This is a genomic window from Pararhizobium sp. O133, from assembly GCF_051669845.1.
Taxonomy (GTDB): Bacteria; Pseudomonadota; Alphaproteobacteria; order Rhizobiales; family Rhizobiaceae; genus Pararhizobium.
Genome location: NZ_CP196426.1, coordinates 917,501 through 936,406, shown reverse-complemented (window position 1 = coordinate 936,406; position 18,906 = coordinate 917,501). Strand labels below are relative to the sequence as shown.

The window sequence follows — 18,906 nt, the reverse complement described above, 5'->3', positions numbered from 1 at the left end:
TGCGAAACCGTTGATCGGTTCGTGGACGACCGGATCCTCGTGCTTGTCTTGCTTCCGCAGCAGGCTTTGTAGATGGCCGCATCATACCGCTTCTCTCGTCTGTTCTGAAGCGGTTCATCCGGACCCAGTTTGCTGCCCTATTCAGCGTGATTGCGGCTGCCATAAGAGCGACAGAACGGCCTATGGTTCCCTTCTCGCATTGAATGATGATGGTCTGCATCAGGCTGAATACGGCCTGAGCTTTGAAAATCGGCATATTTGGTTTCGGATGGGGAGTGAACGATGCGAACCGAAGAATACAGCCTACATGCCAATGGTGCCGACGTCATGTTCGCACATGACCATGGTTTGCAGTCCGGAATACTGCGGGCGGAGCCTATGGAGGAGGAGGAGGTGTCCTACCTGCCATCCTTCGAACTTTCGACCGAGACACTCGAGCGATCCGATCGGTTTGCCGCTTGGCATAATAGTTTTGCGCCGATTCTCGAACTTAACGAGGTCGATGGCACGCCGGTGGAATTCCATGGCAGGCAGAAACTCTGGGATTTGGGCAACCTCGTCTTCGCAGAAATCGGCACAGACGCGATGGGTTTCACAAGCCTGCCCGGGCATGCCCGGCGGGAGCCGCACGATCACTGGGCGATAACGCTGTTGCAGTCGGGAAAGAGCAGAACAGACTTTCAAAGAGGGACGTTTGCAGGTGGTCCCGGCGAGGTTCAGATTCATCCCCTTGGCTGCCCGTTTGCCGGCGAAATCTCAAAAAGCCAGTTGCTCACGCTGTTTGTGCCGCATGATTTCTGCCACGAAACGGCAGTTGCTCTCGGCGCGGCGGAATTCTCGAAACTGGGGACTGGAATGGGCCGATTGTTCTCGGACTATCTGGTAGGGGTCGCCAATCGATTGCCAATGCTTACTGAAGCCGATCTGCCTGGGCTGGTTGCTGCCACTCGCGCGATGATCCTCGCCTGTGTATCTCCGTCACCTGACAATATCGACAGCGCCGAGGAGCCAATCACGAGAACTCTTCTGGAGAGGGCGCGGAAAATCGTGAAGGCAAAACTGCTTGATCCGAAACTGGGCGTCGAATCGGTGCGGCGGGAACTCGGCGTTTCCCGCACAAGGCTTTACAATCTCTTTGAGCCCTTTGGCGGTGTGAGACACTATATTCAGCATCGCCGCCTGCTCGACGCCCATTCGGCCCTTGCAGATTCCGACGACCAACGTCTTATTCTGAGGATTGCTGAAGCGCACGGTTTTTCCGACGGTGCTGAGTTCAGCCGGGCCTTCAAACGCGAATTCGGCTACAGCCCGAGCCAGGCCAGGAAGGGAGGTCAAAACGTGATTCCACTTCCTCGCGACAGATCCCTTGACGATTGTGCAGCCGAGGAGCGGCTGGGAGCCCTCCTGCGCCGGTTACAGGGCTAGAGCACGTCGCGCAAACCTGTGCAGCGGTTTGCAACGTTACCATGCGCAAACAAAGACCAAAAGTGCACGAACAAATCTGAAAGATCTTCAAAAGCTCTCGGGCCGGTTCAATTGATCTAGAAACCGTATGTGCCGAGCGCATACAGGGCGATAACATAGCAGAGCACGTGCAGTGCATATGTCTGGCCATTGCCGGAATAATTTCTACGGACAACGCCTCCCGCAGCGATCGTCAGGTCGGATATCCCTCCCCAGAATGCGTTGGCGACCGGTGTCACGAGAGGCGTGAAGACGACACGGTAGAACGTGTAGAAGCGCGCAATGCCGGCCGGAGCCAACCGGGCCCGTCCCGTCTTGTAGAGAAGCAGCAATACTGCCAGCAGCGCTGCCGCAGCCGCCACCGTGACGGCCATGACCGGAACGGGGTTCCAGTAACCGTAGATGGTTTCGAGCGACATGCCCTGCCATACCAGCGTGGAGGCAAAATAGGGGTCGATCGCTTCGGAAACGGGATTCATGAGGAGCTTGGGAAAGAAAGACAGCGCCAGGATGCCTGCCAGCAGGACGAACTGCGGCAGCAGCAAAGGCAGGGGCGCCTCACGGATGTCCCGGTCTCCCCCGCGCGGCGGAGCCAGGAAGACGGCATGCCCCAAGCGGAACATATAGAGGAAGCCGAGGAATGTCGCCACGACGGCGCAGATCACCAGCCCGTACCAGCCCTTCTCCATCATCGCGCTGATGAGCAGCCATTTTCCGCCGAAGCCGGCCAAAGGCGGAAGTCCCGACATGGAGACCAGAGCAACGACAGCGGCCACGAACGTAAGGGGCATTTTCCTGGCAAGGCCCCCGGTCTGCTCCAGAGACCTGGTTCCGGTTCGAAGGATGACACCGGCAACGGCCAGAAACAGGATCCCCTTGACCATCAGATGATTGGCGACAAGGTAGAAGGCCGTCACCCAGCCGAGATGGCTCATCAGCGCGATTGCGGTGATGATGTAGCCGATCTGGCTCATGCTGGAATAGCCGAGCATACGTTTCATGTCGCTCTGCTGAAGCGCCATCATCGCACCGGCGATCGTCGTCAGGACGCCGATCCAGCCCATCGCATGCGCCATTTCGAGCCCGACTTCGGAGCGGATAGCGAGGTAGGTGGTCATGAACAAGCCGAAGACGGCGACCTTGCTGATGACAGCCGACAGCATAGCCGACAAATCGTCATCCGCCTCGGCGTAGGCTCCGGGCAACCAGACGTGAACGCCGACGGCACCTGCCTTGATCAGAAAGCCGACGGTCAGCAGCATGAAGGCGGGTGCAGCAGCAGGGCCTGCGGTGGCAAACGCCGCAAGCGCCGTGGTTCCGTTCGCACTTGCCGCCATGCCGAAGCCCGCGAGTAGGCAAAACGCCGACACCAGCGAAAACAGCAGGAACGGCAGCGCATAGGGATGGGCGCCACGCCCGAGCGTAATCAGGAAATAGGAGGAAAGGGTTATGATTTCCCAATGAAAGAAAAATTCGAGGCTGGTCGTCGCGCGTAGCAGGCTGACGATCGACAGCAGCAGGATCGCCATCATCGGATAGAAGCCGGGTCGCGCATCCGCGCGGTAGAAACCGGCAAAGCCGATGACGAGCCCGCTGGACAGGAGGAGCATGGCGAACAACCGGCCCGTACCCTCGATGTCGCGCGCGATCCAGAAGCCGGCCGAGGACACCGCCAGCAGCAGCAAGGCACATTTGACACGGCCGGGAAGCCAGTCGACGGCATAAAGGACGACGCCGATGCAAAGCGGCGTGACAATCAGCAAGGATGCGCTGCCTGCAAGAGCCGCCGCCGCATAACCGCTTGCCGCCAGCAACACCGCACAGCTCATCACCGGCGCCAACCTTGCAAGGCCGGGTGTCACCGGCATTCCCTCGTTTGTAGGCCGCATGGCCTGCTTGAACCACTGGAACATGTAGGCAGCTTCGAGCAGCGACCCGGCAAGGATGACGGCGATCCAGATATACCGCTCGCCAGCAGCGACCTGCAGGACGAGTTCCCACTTCGCCCAGAAGCCGGGAAATGGCGGCAGGCCGGCAATCGCTACGAGAAGAAGGGCGAAGACGGACAAAAGCAGCGGCCGGCCGGCAATGTCGGACCAGCCGCCGATTCCCTTGCGATTGACCACGCCAGCCAGCCAGAATAACCCCGCCTTGGCGAAGAGATGATTGATAAACAGGCCGCCAACCACCAGCGGCAGCGTGTCCTGGGCACCCAGTTGATGCATCAGCGAAAGCGCGAGGCACAGCAGGCCCATTTGCGCAATCGAGGAGTAGCCCAGCATTCTTTGAACATTGTTTTGTCGCAGACCGGCGAGGTTGGAGAAGAAAAAGGTTATCCCGCCTGAAACGGCGAGGATACCGAGGTAATCTTCAAAGAGTGGCAGCAACTTGTACAGAGCGAAGAACACGCCCGCGGAAACGCCAACCGAAACAAGCGCGGCAACGCCGCTGTTGGCCGTCTCGTAGACATCCAGCCCCCAACCGTTTGCCGGGAACGGCTTCAATTCGATCACCAGGCAGGCAAGCACGAACAGGCACGCCGTCGTTCCGATCGGGCCGGTGATCATCGCCCGGTTGGCGATCATCTCATCGATGTTGAGCGTCCCGGTGACGTGGTAGAGAAGAGCAGACCCCAGCAGGAAGCAGGACGAGGCGAGCACCGTCGCCATAATGTACTTGAAACTTGCGGCAAGTGCTGCGGGTGTCCGTTCAAATCCCAAAAGACCATAGGTTCCAATCGACACGATTTCGAGAAAGACGAACAGGTTGAACAGGTCGCGAGTCATCACCATGCCGTTGATGCCCATGATGAGGATCAGGTAAAGCAGCAGGGCCGGATAGCTCGACCGCAGGCGGTCCCACAGATGCCATGCGCCAAGCAGCGCAATGATGTTGACGCAAAGGGAAAAGAAGCCTTCCGCGGGGCCGAAGCGCAGGTTGATCGAGAACGGCGGCACGCTGCCGGCCGTCAGCACCTCGATGACCGGAGCGCCGCTGTGCAGCCTCCAGAGGCAGACGGCGGAAATCAGCGTCATTCCCGTGAGCGAGACGACGAGCGCCGCCGCCGGCAGCGGTTTGGCGGTCCGGTAAAGCAGCGGAATGAGAAAGCCGCCCCCGAGGCCGAGAAGAAAGATGTTCAACGGTTGCAGGAAGCTGTCTACCATTTCGACTCCGTGAGAGCGTCGATCGAAAGGGTCTTGCTGGTCTGGTAGAGCCGGATTGCGAAGGACAGCATGACAGCGGTGACCGAAAAGCCGATGACAATGGCTGTCACGACCAGCGCCGAAGGAATTGGATCGACCGACAACGGGGCTGTATCTCCGGGGCCGAGAAGCTTTTCGATGATCGGCGCACTCCCGCCGGTGATGTAGCCGGTTGCCACCATGACGATGTGCAGGCCGGTGTCTACCAGTGAAAAGCCGATGATGATGCGCAGGATATTGCGATGCGTGAGGATGCCCCAGAGACCGGTCAGCACCAGGACAAAGCCTGTGGCAAGAAGTATCTGCGATATCGGCAATCCCATGATGTTACCTCCTCCCGTGACGCCTAGCTTCGGAACCGGTCGATGATGACACTCAACTCCGCACCGACCTTAATCCCGAGCAAGGCTGAGATGACCGGGATCGCACCGGCGCTGAGAAACGCCCCGAACTCACCGCGCGGTAGAATTGTGCTATCGAGAAAGCCTCCCGCGAGAATCATGCCCAGGATGCCGATGGAGACATAGAAAACGCCCGCGAGCGATTCCGTAATGCTGAGAAAACGATGGTCGATCAACCCGCGGGGATAGGCAAGCATGAACAGCATGACACCAGACGCGACGACGGCCCCGCCCTGGAAACCGCCGCCTGCCGAAAGGTGGCCGTTCATGATGACATAGGCGCCGAAAAGAAAAATCAGCGGCAGCACCACTTCCGCGCCGTTTCGCACGAGTTCGCTCGGGCCGATGGTCTTTTCACCCGTCGCGATTTGGGAAGACTTCCGATCTCCCTTCGTGCCGTCAAGAAGCGTACCGACACTCGCCGCCACCATGAAAAGCACAGCGACCTCGCCGAGTGTATCGAAGCCGCGAAACGAGATCAAAATACCCGTGACGATATTCGGCGCACCAAGCTCGCGGGGCACTTCGGTCAGATAGTATTGAGCCAGAGCGGACAACGTCTGGCGTTCGCTGTAGTCGCCGACAAGACCGGCGAAGACGAGGCCGAATGCCACGAGCACCAGGAGAGTGAAAGCACGCTTCATGGCGCGATATCCTCCTTCTCCGTCTTGTTGTTTTCATCACGCAACGCATCGAACATCGTGGTCGGCGTCATCGGGGTCCGGATCGCATAGGCAGCCCGTGAAAGGGCGTGTGAAGACAGCGGATTGGTCATCAGGATAAAGTAGGCGACGATCAGCAGCTTAAGCGCCCAGTCGGGATGGTAGATACCGAGGCCTGCAAGAACCAGGATGTTTCCGAGGGTCGAGGCCTTTGTCCCGGCCTGAATCCGGGTATAGGTATCGGGCATGCGCAAGAGGCCGAGACCGGCGGAAAAGAGGAAAAACGCACCGGCCAGGATCACCATGCTACCGATCAGCTCAGCCATGTCTCATTCCTTTCCGCCGTTGGTTTTGCGGATGGCGTAGAGAAAAATCAGGGTCGCAAGGCCTGAACCGATCGCCGCTTCGGCCATGGCCACGTCGGGCGCGGCAAGCAACACGTAGGAAACAGCTGCAAACAGGCTTGCGAGCCCCCCGCTGATCATGGCGGCCATGAGATTATCCAGCAGAACAGCCAATAAACCGCTCACCAGGATGCTGCCGCAGACCAACAGGATCAATAGCTCGAGCACGACTATGGCCCCTTTTCGAGAAAGCGCGCAATGGCGAGGACAGCCAGAAAACTCAGCACCCCATAGACGAGGGCGACGTCGAGATAGAGGAAGCGTCCGGACAGGTGCGCGTAGAGCGCAATCATCGAGATCGAAACCACCGTCAGCATGTCTATGGCGACGACGCGATCGACGACGGTCTTCCCGATGATCAGGCGCAACACTCCAAGGACAATGCTGAAAAAGATCAAAACGGCCGCGATCTGGAGGAGGATGTCAGCCAAAAGCCGCTCCCAAATGTTTTTCGAACGCTCCGGCGATCATCTCGCTGGCTTTTTCCGGATCAGTGGTCTTGACGTCGAGCCAATGAATGAACATCGCATTGTCAGTGATATCCAGGACAAGCGAACCCGGCGTGAGCGCAATCGAATTGGCCAGCGCCAGCCTGCCGATCGGCGAGGTGAGTCGAACGTTGATTTTCACGATGCCCGGCCGGATATCGATGCGCGGAGCATAGACATAGCGTAACATCTCGATGTTCGCCTTCACCATTTCAGTAAAGAACACACCCGTATAAGCAAGGAAATGAAGGGCCCTGCGAGGCGTCATCTCGATGCGCCAAACATTGCTTCTTCGAAGGAAGATCCACGACAGGACCAAGGATACAAGCGCACCGCTCGCAACGACCGGCAGTTCCATGGACGCATTGATCACCAGCCAAACGGCAAACAGAAAAATCCAGAGAAAAACCAGTCCTCGTGGCAGTTCCAGTACATGCTTCCGCATTTTTCCTTGGTGTGCAGACATCGCCAGGCTTTCATAAAGCGATCACAGTTAAACGCCCATTCAAGGCCGGAAATTCGTCTCTTGAGTGCTTCTGACTTTGGCCGAACCCGACGCGTTCCCGGTTGCGGCAAAGTGCAAATTCTAAAGCCGAGCTTAACACCGCGCGCATCACGTTGTGATCGGCATGGAATCCAGAAAATATGCCTCGAGTCCGATATGTCGTTGTGATGCAATGCTTTCAGGGCGCTGGCTGATATGATCCGACCGATGCCTCTTGACCCGCGCTGAAAACGGATAAATCAATCGAGTCCAAGGACAAAGCAGCCCAACGTAAATCGGCTCGCTGGCAGCGTTGGCGAAAAATGCGGACATTTTGTCACCTCGTCGGGAGGCTGAGGCACCGCAGTTCCGGAGGCTGCAACGGCGAAAGGAAGTTCACATGGTGAAATGGGCCGTCATCGCCGGGTTCTTGGGTCACGAGATCAAATGGAACCCTCAAACGCGCGGGTTGTTGGGGCGAGCTTTAACCGGCACCGGAGGGATATCCAACTCATGAACGAGAAGACAGGCGCCGGAGCCGCTATGCCCACGCTCGCCAATTTTGAGCCATTGAGCGCCGCCGAGGCCAAGATCGTTGCCTATCTGAGTTCTGGTGATTTCGACCGGCTGGGTGACGGCTTACTGCCAGAGAGCGACGATCCCGAGCGCACGTTGCGCGCGGAACTTTTGCGCTTTCTTATCCTGGGCAACAACAACTCCTATTCTCACGAGAAGGGCGTCAGGGTCAGCGGAGCCTGGGTGACAGGCATACTCGACCTTGAGGGCTGCCGGATCCCGCGCGACATCGGGTTGAAGGACTGCCGGTTCGAAGCCTCTCCGATTTTTCGGTCGGCGATAATCGACAATTTGTTCCTCGATGGCTCGGTATTGCCAGGCCTGCAGGCCGACCGGCTCGAGGCGCGTGGCTGCATTTCGATTCGTGGCGCGACCGTCACTGGAGAGATGGAGTTTTCCGGGGCTCGCATCGGCGCCAGCTTCGAGGCCGATGGTGTCTCGATTATCTCTCCTGACACAATAGCCCTTGATGCCGGCGGCCTGGACGTAAGGGGCGGCATTCTCTTGCGGGGCGCCAATGTGCGAGGGGGCATCAACCTGTCGGCAGCGCGCCTCGGCGGAGACGTTAATGCGGTCGGCGGCAGGATCGAGCGGCCCGGTGAAGTCGCTCTGAATGGCAACGCGATCGTGGCGGGCGGCGACTTCGCTCTCAGAGGGGCAACAATTGTTGGCGAGTCCAGGCTGCTTGGCGCTCGCTTCCGCGGAGACATCGATTGCTCCTCGGCCAGTCTCTCACAGCCTGGCGGGTATGCACTGAGGCTCAATCATGCCGCCGTCGACGGTGCATTCTTCCTACGGCAGGGTGCTTCTATCGCGGGCATGCTCGATCTCACGGCAACGACGATCGGTGCAATCGACGATGACCAGGAAAGCTGGCCGCAGACCGGCGATCTGCTGATGAACCGGTGCCAGTACGGTGCAATCATCGGCGGGCCTGTGGATGCGGCCAGCAGGCTCGACTGGCTGTCGCGCCAGACGCCGGAGCGGTGGAAAGCGGATTTCTGGCCGCAGCCCTATGAGCAGCTTTCGACGGTTCTGGGAGAGATGGGCCATGAAGAAGACGCTCGCGCCGTCCTTATCGCGAAGGAGCGGTTGCAACGGCGCGCAAGACGGGCACGGGCAAAAAATCCGGTGTTGCGTGCCGGCCTGGCATTCAGGGATGGCGTCCTTGCCATAACCGTCCGCTATGGGCGTCAGCCGCTCCTTGCTTTGCTTTGGCTGATCCTGTTCTGGGCAATTGGCACGGGGGTGTTCGCCTTCGCCCAGCAAAACGGCGCGATAAAGCCCAACAGTCCGGTTATCCTGCGCTCGCTTGAATGGACGATGTGCGGACTTGAACAAAGTGAAAGCCGCTACATGCCGTCGAGCGGCCAAGCCTTTCCCGGACGTGCATCAGCCGGTCAGAATCAGCTCTCCTGTTTCCGCGATCAACCCGAGGCTTCAAGTTACCCGGAGTTCAATTCGGTAATGTACTCACTGGACGTTCTGTTGCCGGTATTGTCGATCGGACAAAAAGACTTCTGGAGACCGAACCCGATGAAGCCGTCTGGAGCGATCACGCTGAACTACTACTTTTTCCAGTCGGTGATTGGCTGGGCCCTGAGCCTGCTCGCGGTCGCCGGGTTCTCCGGACTTGTCAGATCAAAATAGGATTTACCGCACCGCTTTTCATATCCGAAGCAGCGCCAAAAGCCGGTTGGTCCGACCATTGCAGCTTGCCCCTTCAGAAATGCCAGATCATCGGAACGAGAAAGACGGCGACAACGAAAAACCAGATCAGGAGCGGCAGTCCGAGCTTCCAATAGTCGCTGAACGCATACCCTCCCGGCCCCATCACCATCAGATTCGTGGGCGTTGCAATTGGCGTCAGGAACGCGGCGGCCGCAGCCACCGCCGTGCTCATCAGTACCGGGCGCGGCGAGATGCCCATTGTTGTCGCGGCGGCCACCCCGATCGGGATCACGATGAGTGCAGTCGCTGTATTGCTGATTAACTGTCCCATGATCGCCGTCAGGACGAACAGTCCCGCAAGCAGGGCTACCGGACCGGCGTCGCCGACAAAATTCACGAGGTGCTCGGCCATCAGCTTGGCCGCACCTGTCTCGACCATTGCCGTGGACAGCGGCATCATGGCACCGACAAGAATGACGGTTGTCCAGCCGATGGCGCGATAGGATTGCTCGACGCTCATGATCCCGGTCAGAATGATGGCTCCGGCCGCGAGAAGGCCGGCCACGACCGGCGGCACGATGCCTGTTGCCAGAAGCAGTACCATAGCGATCAGGATGGCGATCGCCTGATACGCGCCCGGCCCCATGGGAACGGCCTGGCGGCGAACCAGTTCGGGCGAGTTCACCACCAGGACATCGGGGTCATCGAGATGAATATCGAGTGCTCTCCACGTTCCCTGCAACAACATCGTATCACCCGCCTGCAATACAACGGCACCAGAATCTCTGGTTGCGCTGTGTGCGGCGATTTCCTGACCCGCCCGCTGCACTGCGAGGACGATGAGATCACCGCTTTCCGTGACCATGCCTGCAAACACGCTTTCGCCGATAAGGCCCGAGCGCGGCGGGATCACGACTTCGGCCAAACCCGAACTGCGATTGAACAATGTTTCTTCACCCTGGCCGACAGCCTTCTCGTCGCGAAAGGCGAGATGCTTCTCCGCAGCAAAAGCGGCGGCCGTCTCGGCATCGCCACGCATCAGCAAATGGTCGCCCTCTGCAATCAGTGGTCCGCGCAGCGGCCCTGCGGTTTCCCCTTCCTGCATGGCGACAAGCTGCAGCCCGGGAGTGGCCGTAAGGTCGATCCCGGACGACGGCGTGCCGACATAGGGCGAGCTCGCACGCACACGCATCTGGTAAATGCCGGTGGCAAGGCCATACTGCTCGACCAGGGTCTTGGCGTGGCGGCTGAAATCAGCGGGCATGGTCGCGCCATCACGCTTGGGAAGCAGTTTCTCTCCGAACAGGATGATGATCGCCATCGTGCCGGCCAGAAGCGGCACGCCCACCAATGCGAACTCGAAAAAGCCGAAACTGCCAATCCCGACATCCACCGCGGCGTCAGAAACAAGGACGTTCACGGGGGTTCCCGTCAATGCCAGCATCGAACCGGCATGGGCGGCGAAAACCAGGGGCATCAGCAGTTGCGAGGAGTTCCGCTTGAGGCGGACGGCGATAACCACCACCACCGGCAGCAACGCGGCGACGGCACCATTGACGCTAATCAGCGCGGTCAGCACCGCGACCAGCCCCATGGTGAGAAGCAGAAGGCGCGTGCGGCTTTCTTCGCCTGCGCCTCGGATCAAAAGCTGGCCGGCCCAGGCGGTGACGCCGGTGACTTCGAGCCCGGAACTGACGACGAAGAGCGACGCTATGAAGATGACTGCCGGATCACCGAAGCCGCCGAGGGCCTGGCCAATCGTGAGGACTCCGGTCCCCCAAAGCGCCAGAGCGGTGGCCATGGCGACGACAACGACCGGTAGCTTGTTCCAGACGAACAGGAAGACAACGACGGCGATGATGGTGGCTGTGTATGCAATCGGGCTCAAACGTTCCGCTCCTTGTTCTGACTTGCCGGCCCACCAAAACCGTCAACGGAATGAGGCCGCTCGATGCTGGCTACCTGACGTCCGATGCCCACAACGAAACCGCCGCTCGGGTCTCACCCGAAATCCGGATGGGGTCATGTCTTGTCGAAAAGCGCGAAGGCACCCGACGTCGCAGCGCGCACCCAGGAAGCCGTGGCCTCGCCATGCTACTGGTCGTCGAGCGTGGCCAGGAGAATGCCGAGGCGGCAGCCCTTTTCGAACTCCGAGAGGTTTACATACTCCTTGATGGTATGGATTTCGGCCTGCCCGGCTCCGATGGTAATGGTGGGCACGCCGTGCTTGTCGAGCCAGTTCGCATCCAGTCCGCCATTTGAGAAAACATAGACGGGTTCGATTCCAAGGATCTGCATCGCCTTGGCGGCGCGTTTTACGATCGGGCTGTCCTTGCCCAGCTCAAAGGGGGGATAAGCGGCCACCTGGCTGAATTCGAGTTCCGCCGTCTCTCCCTCGTGATCAGTTATCTCGGCCTGTGCCTTCGCGAAAGCTTCCTTGTATCCATTCGCGATTTTCGTCGCGAAGCTGGCTTCCGGGCTACGGGCTTCTCCCTTGATGTAGGCATAGCCGGTGACGACGTTGGTCGCGTCACCGGCCGGCTTGTTATCCTTGCCGCCGAAGATGCCGACATTGCTCGTGCCCCGGCCATCCGAGTTGACCACCTTGCCAAACCAACCGGCACGCCGCGCCTCGGCAAGAGCAACCGCGCCGACCATTGTCGCCGAAATACCTCTTTCCGGCGCCACGCCGGCGTGGGAGGCGCGGCCGGTGATCACTGCTTCCCAATTTTCCTGCCCAACGGCGCCAATGATCAGGTCCGAAGCCATCTGGCCATCGACATTGACACACATTGTCGCGCCACTCAGGTCGGCCGGGTTCAACTCGCGGGCCCCATGAAGCCCGCTCTCCTCCCGCACGGTGAAAAGCAGCGTGATCGGCGGGTGTGGGAGCTTATGCTTGAGAAGCGTCTCGGCGACCACAACCAGCACGGCAACGCCGGTGCGGGCGTCTCCACCAAGAGCGGTGGTGCCGTCGGAAACGATGCGGTCACCCTCGCGCCTCGGCTTTGCACCCGCGCAGAGCGGTACGGTGTCGAGATGCGTGGAGAACAGAAGCCGCGGCCCCGGGCGCGTTCCCGGAAGATCAACGATAAGATTGCCCGTTTCCGTGGGAAGGGGGATACGCTTGTTGGCCTCATCGAAACGGATTGCAGACTTCGGTACGCCGATTGCCTGTAAAGCCTCGGATACAGATGCGCCGATATTTGCCTCCTGCCCGGTGATGCCTTCGACGGAGAGAAACCGCATGAGATGGTCTTCTGCCGCGGCGACGTCCAGGGGAATTGAGGAGCTGCTCATGATAGTCTCCGTTCGTTTGATTGGCTTGATGCTACCCGTCGTCACAACCCCCAAGGCAGACCGAGCGCTTTCCAGATTGCAAACAGACCTGTCCAGAGGACGAACATCCACACGACATAGGGGAGCATCAGGGAGACGATGGTGCCTACGCCCGCCGATTTGTCATATTTCTGGGCAAAGCCGACGACGAGGGCGAAATAGGCGTTGAGCGGAGTAATCGCGTTCATCGGTGAATCGCCAACGCGATAGGCTGCCAGGACAGCCTCTGGCTCGACCCCGAGCTTCATCAGGAGCGGGACGAAGACCGGCGCAAAGATCGCCCATTTCGCAATGGCGCCCGTGAGCAACAGATCGATAATGGCAACGACGACGATGAAGCCGAGCAACAAGGGGAGCGCACCGATATTGGCGGCTTGGAGAACGCCCGAAAGGCTGAGCGCCATGACCGTCCCTATATTGGTATAGGTAAAATAGGAGACGAACTGGCTAAGGACAAAGAACAGGAAGATGGTGCCACCCATGTTCTTGATCGACTTCTCGATCGCCGCGATCACCTCCGCCAGGGTACGCAATGTGCCCGCGCCAATGCCGAAGGTCCAGCCTGTTACCAGAAACACCAGCATGATGAGCGCGATCAGGCCGTTCATGAAGGGCGAATTGCCGATCAGTTCACCGGTGTCGGGATTGCGCAACGGCGCTCCAGCGGGAACCGTCAGAAGGACGAAAACCACGACAAGGCCCAAAAGCCCGAACAGTGCGAACCGCAATCCGCGCGATTCCTCGGCGGACAGTGTCGCGCCCTGATCCGGAACGGCACCATTCGATGTGTCCGGCTTGTATTCACCCAGCCGCGGGGCGATCATACGGTCGGTGATGAAAGCAATGACGACCGTGAGAAATAGCACCGAGGCGATAGAGAACCAGACATTGGAGGCCAGGCCGATCGAGGCCGCCGGATCGACCAGACGCGCGGCGTCGTTGGTGAATTCCACAAGGACCGCATCAATCGGCTTGATCAGCATGTTGACCGTGAACGCGCCAGCCACGGCTGCAAAACCGAGGGCAAGGCCCGCGAGCGGATGCCGCCCGACCGCAAGATAGGCGACCCCGGCGAGAGGAATAAGGACCAGGTAGCCGGCATCCGCCGCGATGCTGGCCAGGATGCCGACAAAAGCGAGGATGTAGGTCAAGGCCCAACGGGGGGATACGATGACGAGCTTGCGGATAAGCGCCGTGACCATGCCGGATTCCTCGGCAACCCCGGCACCAATCATGGCACCGATCATCAACCCCACCGCGGTGAAGCTCATGAAGTTGGGAATGAGCGAGGAATACATGAAACGTATCCCCTCGACATTCAGCAAACTGCGTATGCCCGTAGATGCGGTCTCGATCGCATGCGTCTCGGGATTGATCTGCTCGAACGTGACCGCGGTCCCGAACGCCCCCAGAATCGCCGACAAAACGATGACGATACCGATCAGGATCAGAAAGATGACAACGGGATGGGGGACCATGTTGCCGACCTTCTCGACACCGTCGAGGAATCTTTGCATCGTGGTCTTCGATGCGACATTGGCAGCTGCCATGTCTGGCCTCCGTTAGGTCTGAGAGTTACGCCCTTGGCAGGCGCCGGAATTCAGTTCTGGGTAGGCAAGTGTTCGATCAGCAGAGCGCCACTCGCACTACAGACACCTTCCCGGCGCCTACTGGCTGAGTTGAATTTCATTCAGGAAGGGCCCCCGTCGGACTGGAGCGCAAATCTCCCTCTTTTCAACTGGCCCAGAGGCTACCCCCTTGGTTGATCTGCTCCGCATTACCTGACGGCATGTGGACTGCAGATCCTTCGCGGAGATTCACAGACGGTGATCGTCAATCGGTCGCTACAAGAACCAAAGGGCTGTCCAGCCTCATTCCCTCAAACTAGCGGGGGCAAGCCGCAACATAACGCCGGCCATGACGATCCCGGAAGTAGCAACGGCCGGGCTGGCCCGCCACATTGCCGATCACGGCACCTGAGGCGCCCCCGATGGCTGCTCCGACGGCAGCGCCGCGCCAATCATTGGTAACCGCCCCGCCGATGACAGCGCCGGATGCCGCGCCGATACCCGCTCCCCTTTCAGTGGGCGTGCAACTTGCAAGCGATAGAACGGCCAAGGAAACCAGTAGCACTATTTTCATCACTCTCTCCTGTGATGGAGGCAAATTCCCCAGAGAACACCAAAAGCCACATGTGGCATTCCTGCGACTATAATGGCGCAGGCTCTTCTGTGATGAGCAGGGAATCCGAAATCTAGGCTCTGGGTTCAAATTTGCAGCCACCAAGCGGGGCCTGCATTTGGCTTGCGGCAGTGTCGAGGAAGGGTTGTGGCTGCATCGGTGCACTGCTGACCATCGCGTCAGAAGGAAAGGCACGGATGCGCGGGATCGCTTCGGGAGCTTGGTTGCATGAGCCGATATCGCGCGTGCATACGTGCATGGATGCCGGCTGCCTTGTCTGTTTCGGCGCAGTTTGGATGCACCATCCCCGGCCCCGTTAATCAGCGCCATCTCGGGGACTGCCATCGAGGAAACGCTCCGCGTTCTTGGCTATTGTGCCTTCAATTAGATGCGCGAACACGCTGATACGGAAACGAAGCAACCTTTTATCGACATCGTGCGCCAGTTCATCCAGAAGGTGGTAGTTGGCAAGACCCCATGCCACCAGCCGGCATCGCTGGAAGTCCACGGCGGAATCGCCAGCGTCCTCGCGGTCATGGAAGCGGCGACGATCATGGAGAAATAATTCGAGGCGCTGTGCCGGCACGATTATCTTGAGAAGCGTCGCGCCGGCGAGTTTGACGGCGGAGAAACGCAAAAAGCCCCACAGTGGGGCTTTTTGGAAGGATTGGTTGCGGGGGCAGGATTTGAACCTGCGGCCTTCAGGTTATGAGCCTGACGAGCTACCGGGCTGCTCCACCCCGCGTTACCAGCGTATTCGGCGAAGCCGAATATCGCGTCTGTGCAAGTCCTATGGACTTGTCGCATCCGTGCAAATCCCTCCGGATTTGTCGCGACCGTGCATTTAGCGCCGCTAAATGTCGCGTCATCAGCGCAAATTCGCAGAATTTGTCGCCTTGATGTACCGTATCAGGCAGGGCCCTTTAGCGGATTTGGCTGCTTTCGAGCGAGAATGCAGCCATTTGTGTTTATTTTCCGGCTTGATTGTACCGAAGCAAAAAAGCCGCTTGAGGGCGGCCCGTTGTTTTCGGCTAGGCCGGAGGTGTTTAGAGAAGATAGATTTTGTTTGATCATGCAGCTTTCCTTCGCCTTTCGGCTTCGGGCGCATGATTTGGTATTTCTTGCCATTACTAGACCTGGCAGCGACCTACTCTCCCGCGTCTTAAGACGGAGTACCATTGGCGCAGGGGCGTTTCACGGCCGTGTTCGGAATGGGAACGGGTGCAGCCACCCCGCAATAACCACCAGGTCAAGTAAGGGCAAGAATGTCACCGGCGACGGTGACAAACCAAATGAGAAGCTGGTTCACTCGTGAGAGTGATTAGGGATTAGTCGTTAGTGACTAGTCATTTGAACACGTCTTTTTCTAAGCTGCTTGAGGCACTTATCGGAGCAGAGCTCCGCAAGGCCAAGCGGCCGTCGCGCTTAGTTAGCGCGGCCCGTCCGGAGCGCATTGCGCGTCAGGACAGAAGAAAGGATCATTGAAGCGCCCTTGGCGCTTCGATGAGCACGAGCAATGAGAACAATCAAGCCAATCGAACGATTAGTACCGGTAAGCTTCATGCGTTGCCGCACTTCCACACCCGGCCTATCAACGTGGTCGTCTTCCACGGTTCTCAAGGGAATACTCGTTTTCAGGTTGGTTTCCCGCTTAGATGCCTTCAGCGGTTATCCATTCCATATATAGCTACCCTGCTATGCGGCTGGCGCCACAACAGGTCCACCAGAGATATGTCCATCCCGGTCCTCTCGTACTAGGGACAGATCCTGTCAATATTCCTACACCCACGGCAGATAGGGACCGAACTGTCTCACGACGTTCTGAACCCAGCTCACGTACCGCTTTAATTGGCGAACAGCCAAACCCTTGGGACCTGCTCCAGCCCCAGGATGCGATGAGCCGACATCGAGGTGCCAAACAACCCCGTCGATATGGACTCTTGGGGGTCATCAGCCTGTTATCCCCGGCGTACCTTTTATCCGTTGAGCGATGGCCCTTCCACACGGGACCACCGGATCACTATGACCGACTTTCGTCTCTGCTCGACTTGTCAGTCTCGCAGTCAGGCGGGCTTATGCCATTGCACTCGACGACCGATTTCCGACCGGTCTGAGCCCACCATCGCGCGCCTCCGTTACTCTTTCGGAGGCGACCGCCCCAGTCAAACTACCCACCATACACTGTCCCGGATCCGGATAACGGACCGCGGTTAGACATCCATGACGATAAGGGTGGTATTTCAAGGATGGCTCCACGAGAACTGGCGTCCCCGCTTCAAAGCCTACCACCTATCCTACACATGCCGACACGAATGCCAGTGTAAAGCTATAGTAAAGGTGCACGGGGTCTTTCCGTCTGACCGCAGGAACCCCGCATCTTCACGGGGAATTCAATTTCACTGAGTCTATGCTGGAGACAGCGGGGAAGTCGTTACGCCATTCGTGCAGGTCGGAACTTACCCGACAAGGAATTTCGCTACCTTAGGACCGTTATAGTTACGGCCGCCGTTTACTGGGGCTTCAGTTCAAAGCTTGCACCTCTCCCTTTAACCTTCCAGCACCGGGCAGGCGTCAGGCCCTATACGTCGTTTTGCAACTTCGCAGAGCCCTGTGTTTTTGATAAACAGTCGCTACCCCCTGGTCTGTGCCACCCCACCATACTTGCGTACGATGAGGTCACGCTTCTTCCGAAGTTACGCGTGCAATTTGCCGAGTTCCTTCAGCATAGTTCTCTCAAGCGCCTTGGTATACTCTACCTGACCACCTGTGTCGGTTTCGGGTACGGTCTATACGGTGGAGCTATTTCCTGGAACCGCTTCCCCGCCCAGACAATCCAATAAGTCTGAACAAGTTACGCAATCCGTCACTACCACCAGGCCCACGAATATTAACGTGGTTCCCATCGACTACGCATGTCTGCCTCGTCTTAGGGGCCGGCTAACCCTGCTCAGATTAACTTTAAGCAGGAACCCTTGGTCTTTCGGCGAGGGAGTCTCTCACTCCCTTTATCGTTACTCATGTCAACATTCGCACTTCCGATACCTCCAGGAGCCCTCACGGGTCTCCCTTCACAGGCTTACGGAACGCTCCGCTACCACACGTCTTGCGACGTATCCTCAGCTTCGGTGCATGGCTTTAGCCCCGTTACATTTTCGGCGCAAAGACCCTTATTTAGACCAGTGAGCTGTTACGCTTTCTTTAAATGATGGCTGCTTCTAAGCCAACATCCTGGTTGTTTTGGGATCCTCACATCCTTTCCCACTTAGCCATGACTTGGGGACCTTAGCTGGAGGTCAGGGTTGTTGCCCTCTTCACGACGGACGTTAGCACCCGCCGTGTGTCTGCCGACTAGTACTCCTCGGTATTCGGAGTTTGGTTAGGATCAGTAAGACGGTGAGTCCCCATAGCCCATCCAGTGCTCTACCCCCGAGGGTATTCGGTCGACGCACTACCTAAATAGTTTTCGCGGAGAACCAGCTATTTCCGAGTTTGATTGGCCTTTCACCCCTAGCCACAAGTCATCCCAATCTATTGCAACAGATGCGGGTTCGGTCCTCCAGTTGGTGTTACCCAACCTTCAACCTGCTCATGGCTAGATCACTCGGTTTCGGGTCTAATGCGACGAACTGAATGCCCTATTCAGACTCGCTTTCGCTGCGCCTTCACCTATCGGCTTAAGCTTGCTCGTCACACTAAGTCGTTGACCCATTATACAAAAGGTACGCTGTCACCAATTATGGCTCCAACTGCTTGTAGGCAACCGGTTTCAGGTTCTCTTTCACTCCCCTTGTCGGGGTGCTTTTCACCTTTCCCTCACGGTACTTGTTCGCTATCGGTCATGCACGAGTACTTAGGCTTGGAGAGTGGTCTCCCCATGTTCAGACAGGATTTCACGTGTCCCGCCCTACTCTAGGACAATGACTGCATCTACATGTACGGGGCTATCACCCGCTACGGCCGGACTTTCCATTCCGTTCCACTTTATCAATCATTGCCACTGGCCTGGTCCGCGTTCGCTCGCCACTACTTGCGG

Annotated in this window: 14 protein-coding genes, 1 tRNA gene and 2 rRNA genes (1 of these 17 running past the window's edge); 2 read left to right on the top strand and 15 right to left on the bottom strand. The window is 58.3% G+C overall.

All coding sequences use genetic code 11. The features are described from left to right. The first annotated feature begins 282 nt into the window (after positions 1 to 282). Positions 283 to 1,425 (top strand): helix-turn-helix transcriptional regulator, encoded by a 1,143-nt coding sequence (locus ACST81_RS04365; protein ID WP_438751615.1) that lies wholly within the window; start codon positions 283 to 285, stop codon positions 1,423 to 1,425. A 116-nt stretch (positions 1,426 to 1,541) separates the two neighbouring features. On the opposite strand, the gene ACST81_RS04360 is transcribed toward ACST81_RS04365, so the two are convergent. The 7 genes from ACST81_RS04360 to ACST81_RS04330 are packed head-to-tail and all read right to left on the bottom strand — an operon-like array spanning position 1,542 to position 7,088. Further along, on the bottom strand, positions 1,542 to 4,628 hold the full coding sequence (locus tag ACST81_RS04360; protein ID WP_438751614.1) for a complex I subunit 5 family protein: 3,087 nt from the start codon (positions 4,626 to 4,628) through the stop codon (positions 1,542 to 1,544). Beyond that, positions 4,622 to 4,990, bottom strand: coding sequence for a sodium:proton antiporter (locus ACST81_RS04355; RefSeq protein ID WP_438751613.1), 369 nt, complete (start codon positions 4,988 to 4,990; stop codon positions 4,622 to 4,624). The genes ACST81_RS04360 and ACST81_RS04355 overlap by 7 nt, the downstream gene beginning before the upstream one ends. 23 nt (positions 4,991 to 5,013) lie before the next feature. Next, positions 5,014 to 5,712, bottom strand: a complete 699-nt coding sequence (gene mbhE, locus ACST81_RS04350) for a hydrogen gas-evolving membrane-bound hydrogenase subunit E (protein ID WP_438751612.1) — start codon at positions 5,710 to 5,712, stop codon at positions 5,014 to 5,016. Then, entirely contained in the window at positions 5,709 to 6,056 is a 348-nt protein-coding gene (gene mnhG, locus ACST81_RS04345) for a monovalent cation/H(+) antiporter subunit G (protein ID WP_438751611.1), read from the bottom strand. The genes mbhE and mnhG overlap by 4 nt, the downstream gene beginning before the upstream one ends. A 3-nt stretch (positions 6,057 to 6,059) precedes the next feature. Next, on the bottom strand, positions 6,060 to 6,302 hold the full coding sequence (locus ACST81_RS04340) for a hydrogenase subunit MbhD domain-containing protein (RefSeq protein WP_438751610.1): 243 nt from the start codon (positions 6,300 to 6,302) through the stop codon (positions 6,060 to 6,062). A gap of 2 nt (positions 6,303 to 6,304) precedes the next feature. After that, positions 6,305 to 6,565, bottom strand: coding sequence for a monovalent cation/H+ antiporter complex subunit F (locus tag ACST81_RS04335; RefSeq protein ID WP_438751609.1), 261 nt, complete (start codon positions 6,563 to 6,565; stop codon positions 6,305 to 6,307). After that, positions 6,558 to 7,088, bottom strand: coding sequence for a Na+/H+ antiporter subunit E (locus ACST81_RS04330; RefSeq protein WP_438751608.1), 531 nt, complete (start codon positions 7,086 to 7,088; stop codon positions 6,558 to 6,560). Before ACST81_RS04330 ends, ACST81_RS04335 begins: the two co-directional genes overlap by 8 nt. A 531-nt stretch (positions 7,089 to 7,619) precedes the next feature. On the opposite strand from ACST81_RS04330, the gene ACST81_RS04325 reads away from it, so the two are divergent. Next, positions 7,620 to 9,332 (top strand): hypothetical protein, encoded by a 1,713-nt coding sequence (locus ACST81_RS04325; protein WP_438751606.1) that lies wholly within the window; start codon positions 7,620 to 7,622, stop codon positions 9,330 to 9,332. 73 nt (positions 9,333 to 9,405) lie between these two features. Here the strand turns inward: ACST81_RS04325 and ACST81_RS04320 are convergent, their stop codons facing one another. From ACST81_RS04320 to ACST81_RS04285, 8 genes are all read right to left on the bottom strand, one after another. Beyond that, positions 9,406 to 11,241, bottom strand: a complete 1,836-nt coding sequence (locus ACST81_RS04320) for an SLC13 family permease (protein ID WP_438751605.1) — start codon at positions 11,239 to 11,241, stop codon at positions 9,406 to 9,408. 206 nt (positions 11,242 to 11,447) lie between these two features. Further along, entirely contained in the window at positions 11,448 to 12,653 is a 1,206-nt protein-coding gene (locus tag ACST81_RS04315) for a M20/M25/M40 family metallo-hydrolase (protein ID WP_438753374.1), read from the bottom strand. 41 nt (positions 12,654 to 12,694) lie between these two features. Further along, positions 12,695 to 14,242 carry an AbgT family transporter gene (locus ACST81_RS04310; RefSeq protein WP_438751604.1) on the bottom strand — a complete coding sequence of 516 codons (1,548 nt, stop codon included), beginning with the start codon at positions 14,240 to 14,242 and terminating at the stop codon, positions 12,695 to 12,697. 334 nt (positions 14,243 to 14,576) lie between these two features. Continuing rightward, positions 14,577 to 14,834 (bottom strand): glycine zipper family protein, encoded by a 258-nt coding sequence (locus tag ACST81_RS04305; RefSeq protein WP_438751603.1) that lies wholly within the window; start codon positions 14,832 to 14,834, stop codon positions 14,577 to 14,579. 355 nt (positions 14,835 to 15,189) lie between these two features. After that, entirely contained in the window at positions 15,190 to 15,510 is a 321-nt protein-coding gene (locus ACST81_RS04300; protein WP_438751602.1) for a hypothetical protein, read from the bottom strand. A 31-nt stretch (positions 15,511 to 15,541) separates the two neighbouring features. Then, positions 15,542 to 15,618: transfer RNA gene (locus ACST81_RS04295), tRNA-Met, on the bottom strand. Positions 15,619 to 16,007: 389 nt separating this feature from the next. Then, a 5S ribosomal RNA gene (gene rrf, locus ACST81_RS04290) occupies positions 16,008 to 16,122 on the bottom strand. Between the two features lie 273 nt (positions 16,123 to 16,395). After that, positions 16,396 to 18,906, bottom strand: a 23S ribosomal RNA gene (locus ACST81_RS04285); it runs 374 nt beyond the window's last position.